The 525-nt window shown below is 43.8% G+C and carries 1 protein-coding gene; it reads right to left on the reverse strand.

Annotated features, from left to right (window positions below; translation table 11 throughout):
* Positions 1-525: ATPase, T2SS/T4P/T4SS family (locus HSP_RS0108120; protein WP_010129795.1), on the reverse strand; the 525-nt coding region annotated here is incomplete at both ends.

Genomic DNA, 525 nt, shown 5'->3' on the forward strand with positions numbered 1-525 from the left:
GTTACCCCTAAGTTCAGCAAGAAAGATGTGATCTGGCTTTAATCGCATACACGCTTCAATGATTTCCTTCGCTTCAACGGTATTTTTTTTGTAGAAAAGCCGGATATGGTTTGGATGCAGCGGCAGAGACATTTCCGGTACATCTTCAACGGTTATATAACGCCGTTCAGGTGGAAAGATATCTGCAATTGCCTTTGCTATAGTTGTCTTACCGGAGCCAGTCCCACCGACGATTAAAAAATTAAGACGGTCTTTAACTGCCTCTCTTAAAAATTGAGCTTTAGATTGACCATCTGGACGCCGGGATAATTCATACAGGTAGCGTTGCCGTTCAGTCAGGATGGCTTCGTGTTTCGTCGCAATCCTGACATTATCAAAACGCCCTGTTCGGACATAATCATCTATAGTAAAGCGCGTTAATGATGGCTTACGGATAGATATCACAACGCTGTTATTTTCTGTTGCAGGTGGAATGATGATTTGTCCACGTTCCCCACCGGGAAGAACTACCGATGCAATGGGATT

It is taken from the genome of Haemophilus sputorum CCUG 13788, assembly GCF_000238795.1.
GTDB classification, from domain to species: domain Bacteria; phylum Pseudomonadota; class Gammaproteobacteria; order Enterobacterales; family Pasteurellaceae; genus Haemophilus_A; species Haemophilus_A sputorum.